The 6,287-nt window shown below is 37.8% G+C and carries 7 protein-coding genes; all 7 read left to right on the forward strand.

The features are described from left to right. Positions 1-216 precede the first annotated feature (216 nt). The 7 genes from SLH51_RS24180 to SLH51_RS24210 are packed head-to-tail and all read left to right on the forward strand — an operon-like array spanning position 217 to position 6,156. On the forward strand, positions 217-1,746 hold the full coding sequence (locus SLH51_RS24180) for a cobyric acid synthase (RefSeq protein WP_335964143.1): 1,530 nt from the start codon (positions 217-219) through the stop codon (positions 1,744-1,746). A gap of 52 nt (positions 1,747-1,798) precedes the next feature. Beyond that, positions 1,799-2,779, forward strand: a complete 981-nt coding sequence (cbiB, locus tag SLH51_RS24185; protein ID WP_335964144.1) for an adenosylcobinamide-phosphate synthase CbiB — start codon at positions 1,799-1,801, stop codon at positions 2,777-2,779. Between the two features lie 18 nt (positions 2,780-2,797). Continuing rightward, positions 2,798-3,883 carry a threonine-phosphate decarboxylase CobD gene (gene cobD, locus SLH51_RS24190; RefSeq protein WP_335964146.1) on the forward strand — a complete coding sequence of 362 codons (1,086 nt, stop codon included), beginning with the start codon at positions 2,798-2,800 and terminating at the stop codon, positions 3,881-3,883. A gap of 2 nt (positions 3,884-3,885) precedes the next feature. Then, on the forward strand, positions 3,886-4,431 hold the full coding sequence (locus SLH51_RS24195) for a bifunctional adenosylcobinamide kinase/adenosylcobinamide-phosphate guanylyltransferase (RefSeq protein WP_335964151.1): 546 nt from the start codon (positions 3,886-3,888) through the stop codon (positions 4,429-4,431). Continuing rightward, entirely contained in the window at positions 4,428-5,186 is a 759-nt protein-coding gene (gene cobS, locus SLH51_RS24200) for an adenosylcobinamide-GDP ribazoletransferase (RefSeq protein ID WP_335964147.1), read from the forward strand. Before SLH51_RS24195 ends, cobS begins: the two co-directional genes overlap by 4 nt. Continuing rightward, positions 5,138-5,773, forward strand: a complete 636-nt coding sequence (locus SLH51_RS24205) for a histidine phosphatase family protein (protein ID WP_335964149.1) — start codon at positions 5,138-5,140, stop codon at positions 5,771-5,773. The genes cobS and SLH51_RS24205 overlap by 49 nt, the downstream gene beginning before the upstream one ends. Then, entirely contained in the window at positions 5,773-6,156 is a 384-nt protein-coding gene (locus tag SLH51_RS24210) for a bifunctional adenosylcobinamide kinase/adenosylcobinamide-phosphate guanylyltransferase (RefSeq protein WP_335964150.1), read from the forward strand. The genes SLH51_RS24205 and SLH51_RS24210 overlap by 1 nt, the downstream gene beginning before the upstream one ends. The last annotated feature ends 131 nt before the right edge of the window (positions 6,157-6,287 follow it).

Raw genomic sequence — 6,287 nt, forward strand, 5'->3', positions numbered from 1 at the left:
CGAACTTTACCTTTTTGCACCTACTCTAAGCAATGAGCGGAACCGCCGTCATGTTTTAAGCCTTTTGAGCGAACTTCGCAGGAAGGCGCACGGCGAGTGAAGCCATTGCAAACATGAACGCACTACATAAGAGAAAAGGTCGATCTTAATTCTTTTTGAACAATCGAACTATTCTTTTCATACAGTAAAATATCTAAAGTTAGGAGTAAAACTCTCATGAATAAAGCGATTCCTCTAATGATTCAAGGTACTCATTCAGATGCTGGCAAAAGCGCTCTCGTTACTGCTTTATGTCGGATATTTGTTCAGGATGGTTTTAACACAGCCCCTTTTAAATCACAAAACATGGCTTTAAACTCCTACATTACTGCTTGCGGAAAAGAAATTGGTCGTGCACAAGGTGTACAAGCTGAAGCAGCGGGCGTCGTTGCGACAACGGATATGAACCCAATTTTGATTAAACCAAGTGGAGAATACAAATCTCAAATTGTTGTTAATGGTAAACCTTATAAAAATATGAAAGCTGGGGCATATAGGCAAGACTTTTTTCAAAAAGGGTTACAATTAATTCGCGAATCTTACGACAGATTGTCAATTCAATATGAACGAATTGTCATTGAAGGGGCCGGGAGTCCTGCTGAGGTGAATTTAAATGACCGGGAACTTGTGAATATGCGTGTCGCACAAATTGCTAACGCACCAGTGATTTTAATTGGGGATATTGAAAAGGGGGGCGTTTTTGCTAGTTTAGTCGGGACATTGCAGCTCATTGAACCAAAAGATAGAAAAAGAGTGATTGGTGTTATTATTAATAAATTCAGAGGAGATGTATCATTATTACAGCCAGGACTTACCTGGTTTGAGGAATATACGGGCGTTCCTATTTTAGGCGTTGTTCCATATATGGACGACTTACTGATTGAGGCAGAAGATTCAGTCGTTTTGAGCAATTATACGTCTAAAGTAGATTCCTCAAAAGAGATTGATATTGCTGTCATACGTTATCCAATGATTTCAAACTTTACGGATATCGATCCTTTTTTTGAGGAAACAGATTGTCATGTTCGGTTTGTAAGAAAGGCAGAAGAATTAGGAGAACCTGACTTACTTATATTGCCCGGTAGTAAAAATACAATTGAAGATATGATGTTCTTACACGACACCGGCTTAGCCAATCGGATATTAGATTTGGAGCAGAAAGAGACGATGATAGTTGGTATTTGTGGTGGGTACCAAATGTTAGGTAATAGAATTGAGGATAAGTACGGAATGGAATCGTCGAAAAAAATGGCTGAAGGATTAGGACTCATTCCGATGACAACCTCGATGGCATCAAAAAAAACTACGGTTCAGTCTAGAGGGATTGCTATATTTGGCGAGAAAAACATTCCAGTTTCTGGGTATGAGATTCATATGGGGGAGTCTCACTATGAAAAGGAATGCAATCATTTTGTTCAATTATCAGAAAGAAATGAAGGAATGATCACTCATGATAAGCAAATAATCGGGACTTACTTTCACGGTATCTTTCATAATGATTTATTCCGAGAGGTTTTACTAAATGAGATAAGGCAGACAAAAGGATTGTCTCCCATTCATAACAGAGCCTCATTTGCCATAAAAAGAGAAGAAGGATTTGATTTATTAGCCAAGGTTGTTAGAGAAAATATTCAGTTAGATCGCATACATAGAATGATCATCGATTTTCAAGAAAAGGAACAGGAGACGGGATCCAAGGTCGAATGATCTATGATACAGAGGAAGAAAAACGAAATTATGAAAAAAGGAATCAAAAAAAATGTTAGGTTATCTTAGTACATTTAACGATCCAATTATTATATTATGTGTCATTTTATTGGCTGCTATTTTATTAGATTTGATAATCGGTGATCCTTGTTGGATTCCACACCCTGTCGTACAAATGGGCAAGCTAATCTCATTTTTAGAGACTAGGTGGAACCGAGGACAAAGGCGAATGAGAAAAGGGATTATTTTAACAGTAACAGTCATTTTAAGTATATTTTGCATTTCCTTTTCGATCGTCTTTTTTGCGTATCAACTACATCCGGTTGCTGGTGTTTTAGTCGAAATATACCTTATTTCAACAACCATTGCGATAAAAGGTCTTCGAACAGCTGCCAAAAACGTCCTCACTCCTTTAGTTCAAGGCAATTTAGTAGAAGCAAGGAAAAATGTAAGCATGGTTGTAGGCCGTGATACGAAAAGCTTACCTGAAAGTGAAGTCGTTAGAGGTACCGTCGAAACTGTGGCTGAAAATACAGTCGATGGAATAACAGCTCCACTATTTTGGGCGATAATTGGTGGAGCGCCACTTGCGATGGTGTATCGAGCCATTAATACGTTAGATTCAATGGTTGGATACAAAAATGAAAGATTTATGCAATTTGGATGGGCTTCAGCAAAGCTTGACGATGTAGCAAATTGGATTCCTGCAAGGGTAACGGCACTTTCGATGTGGATTGCTTCCTTTTTTATAAGAGGGTCTAGAATGAAACATGGGGTGAAAATAACATGGAGAGACGCAAGGAAACATCCTAGTCCGAACAGTGGTTGGTCAGAGGCTATGGTAGCTGGATTATTAGGAATTCAACTAGGTGGAGTTAATTACTATAGTGGAGTAAAGTCTATACGGGCTACAATGGGGGATCCATTACGAAAGCTAGTCCGATCAGATATAGAAAAATCAATTTTATATATGCATGGCGGTTGGATTGTCTTTTTTGTTATGGGAGTGTGTTTCTTATTTTTGTTTAGATAATTTAAATGAGGTGAAACAATGAAGTGGCCAAATCATGGTGGGCAGCCAGAAACGATCAAACAACTTTTTAAGATGGAAAAGGGTATGGAAATACTTGATTTTAGTGCAAACTTAAATCCTCTAGGACCTCCATCTTGGTTAAAAGAAGCATTACGTGATTCTTATGACACGATTACTCGTTACCCTGAGCCGGCGTATTCTAGCAGCAGTGTTTCGTTAGCTAATCATGAAGGAATAGAAGAGAATAGGCTACTACTAACAAATGGTGGAGCGGAAGCTATCTTTTTAGTGGCGAAATATTTTGAAAATAAGAAAGCATTAATTGTTCATCCCACCTTCCTGGAATATGAACGAGCATGTCACCACTATCATATTGATGTGGAAGATGTCTTTTTTGAGTCGGAAAATGAATTTCAGTTACCGTTAAAATACATTTTTGAAAAATTAAATAAAACAGATGTTATCTTTTTGTGTCGACCTAATAATCCAACAGGTACGGTAGTGAAAGAGGAAGAATTACAACTGCTTTTAGAAGAAGGGAAAAAAACGGGAACGAGCATTGTAGTAGACGAGGCGTTTGTAGAGTTTCTGCCGTCCTCTATTCCTTCTCTTTCTAAATGGTTATCTACATACTCCAATTTAATTTTATTACGTTCTTTAACAAAAATGTATACCATTCCTGGGCTTAGAATCGGATATATTATGGCGCATCCAAACATAATTACCGTGTTAAAAGATGAGCAAATTCCTTGGAGCATTAACTCGATGGCGGATGCGATTGTTCCCAAACTTCTTGAAGATACGACGTTTGTTGACGATACAAAAACATGGCTAATTGATCAATCTCAATATGTATCGAAGACCTTAACAGCTTTAGATTTCTACGTTTCGCCCTCAGAAGTAAACTTTTATATTTTGCAAGATAAAGTGCATCTGCAACGAACAAATGAGCTCTTTCAATTTTTATTACGACATGGAATAGTCACTAGGCATACTCATAATTTTAAAGGACTAAATGGAGAGTTCATACGAATTGCGATTAGGTCTAAAGAAGAAAATGAGCAATTACTTTCTGTTCTTAGGAAGTGGAGAAATGAATCGTGATCATGTTTATTTCTGGTGGTGCTCGTTCGGGTAAAAGTCGTTTTGCAGAACATATAGCTGTTTCTACTTTTAAAAAAACGCAAAGAGCAAATAAACATGCGCGCTTGTATTACATAGCAACATCCAAAAGAAGCGATACTGAAATGGAAGAACGAATCCGAATTCATCAAGAAGAGAGAATAAAAGAGTGGGAGACGATTGAAGAGTCCTATGACTTCTCATCGTTTCTTAAAAATTGTAACAAAGAAGATGTTATCCTTATCGACTGTTTAACCATATGGTTAAGTAATGTCATGTTCGATTTAGAATATAGCACGAATACATTAGAAGATGCTGTGGACAGTTGGTTAACCATTGCACAAGAAAAGCGATTTCATCTTATTTTTGTATCCAATGATGTAAATGAAGGGTTTCCTCATTCTTCTGAAGGAGTTCTGACATATATGTATGCTTTGCAATCGATACATAAGACCATTGTGCAACACGCAGAGCAGGCTATTCAAGTTATTGCAGGACTCCCTACTTATTGGAAGGGAGAAGAACAATGAAACAAATGATGTTTGGTTTTATATTGGCGATTCAATTTCTTACGCGGCTACCAGTTCCTTTTCATTGTCCTTGGAACAAACATACGAGTAAGTGGGCCATTAGAAGTTACCCTCTTGTCGGTATTTTATTGGGCTCAATTATAACGGCCATTACGTGGTCATTTGAATCGTATCTTCCTCTAAGTATTATGACTTTACTTATTATTACTTTATGGGTGTGGCTTACAGGAGGATTACATTTAGATGGTTGGATGGATGTAGCTGATGCAGTAGGTTCAAACGCTTCGCTTGAAAGAAAATGGGAGATTATGAAAGACCCTCATGTCGGGAGTTTTGGTAACATTGCGCTTCTATTTTTATTGGCTTGGAAAGTGATGTTGATTTATGTTTTGCTCGACTCATTTGTTCCCCTATATTCGTTCCTTTTCATTTTAGCTTTTTCCCGCTTAGGAGCTGTTGCTCTAATGATTATTCTACCTACTGCAAAACAACAAGGCTTGGCGTGGGAATGGAAGAAGAATATAAGTCAACTTGATTGTTTATATGCTGCTGTCCCTATTTGTGTAATCCTGTTCTTCTTTCATGAATTCCTCTATTTACTACCAGCATATTTTCTATTCTTCGTATTGTTTGGTTTTTGGATTAAACATACGTTTAAAGGGACGAATGGGGACTTATTAGGCACAGCTATTGAAGGAGGCGAACTATGGGGACTTGCCATTACATGGATTTATTTTTCGTTCGTCATGGGGTAACGGATTGGAATAAAGAGAAACGTTACTTAGGACATACTGACCGAGAAGTAATAAATAGTGAACTAACTGAGTTAACAGATTTGAAAGAAGAATTAAAGAGAATGCATTTTGATCATGTATTTACGAGTGATTTACGTCGTTGCCAGGAAACATTGTCCTATTTAAATCTTTCTTCGCATACTTCTATTGATACTAGATTAAGAGAAATGAACTTTGGGGATTGGGAAGGGAAAACCTATGAAGAGTTAAAACATGATTCAGCATATCGGAAATGGATCGATAATTGGGAACATTCTAACGTGCCAAATGGAGAGTCTGGTGAAGAGTTTAAAGCTAGAATTAACGCTTTTTTTGACGAATTATTTCAACGAATACTAGAAAATACTTTACATTCCAAACAGCAAGTTCTGGTCATGACTCATGGAGGGGTCATTCGCTATTTTGTTTCAAAAATGGTTTCGTCTCACACCTTTTGGAACTTTATAGTGAAACATGGACAAGGAATAAGGTTGTCGTTCGTTTGGCAGAAAGGAGAATGGGTATGCAGCTCGTTATCGGAGGTGCCTTTTCGGGAAAAAGTAAAATAGTGAGAGAAAGAAATCCAAAGTGTAATTGGCTATCTGCATACAACCGCGATGCACTTTCAGAGTGGGAAGCAAGATGGGAAAAAGATTCAACGTTAGTGCTGGAAGGTTGGGAAAACTGGGTAGCTGATGAGTTAGAGCAAAAAGAGAACAGTCATGAAATTCGAAGGAGTATGCAATCTTTTTTTCAGTTATTAAAGGAAGAAGAACGGAAAAGAGCGAATGAAATCGTTCTCATTATGGTGGAGGTCGGTAGAGGGATTGTCCCTTTGCATAAGGATGAGAGAATGTTGAGAGATCTTGCTGGATGGATCGCGCAAGATGCAGCCGAGGTTGCAGATGAGGTCCATTATGTATGGAATGGATTGGCAAAAAAATTGAAATAACTATCTTTATCAGTCATAAGATAATCCCCTTGCTTTGCGAGGCCACTGAAAAAGTGATCTGCACCCCAAAAGTTAGAGTTACAATCTGACTTCTGGGGTGTATTTTTATGGCTAAATATAGTGAAGAATTT

This window comes from Halalkalibacter kiskunsagensis (assembly GCF_037027555.1).
GTDB classification, from domain to species: domain Bacteria; phylum Bacillota; class Bacilli; order Bacillales; family Bacillaceae_D; genus Halalkalibacter; species Halalkalibacter kiskunsagensis.

Bases quoted from the DNA above. Each gene is read 5' to 3' on its own strand.
- SLH51_RS24180 (WP_335964143.1), top strand. From the start codon at position 217: ATGAATAAAGCGATTCCTCTAATGATTCAAGGTACTCATTCAGATGCT.
- cbiB (WP_335964144.1), top strand. From the start codon at position 1,799: ATGTTAGGTTATCTTAGTACATTTAACGATCCAATTATTATATTATGT.
- cobD (WP_335964146.1), top strand. From the start codon at position 2,798: ATGAAGTGGCCAAATCATGGTGGGCAGCCAGAAACGATCAAACAACTT.
- SLH51_RS24195 (WP_335964151.1), top strand. From the start codon at position 3,886: ATGTTTATTTCTGGTGGTGCTCGTTCGGGTAAAAGTCGTTTTGCAGAA.
- cobS (WP_335964147.1), top strand. From the start codon at position 4,428: ATGAAACAAATGATGTTTGGTTTTATATTGGCGATTCAATTTCTTACG.
- SLH51_RS24205 (WP_335964149.1), top strand. From the start codon at position 5,138: ATGGGGACTTGCCATTACATGGATTTATTTTTCGTTCGTCATGGGGTA.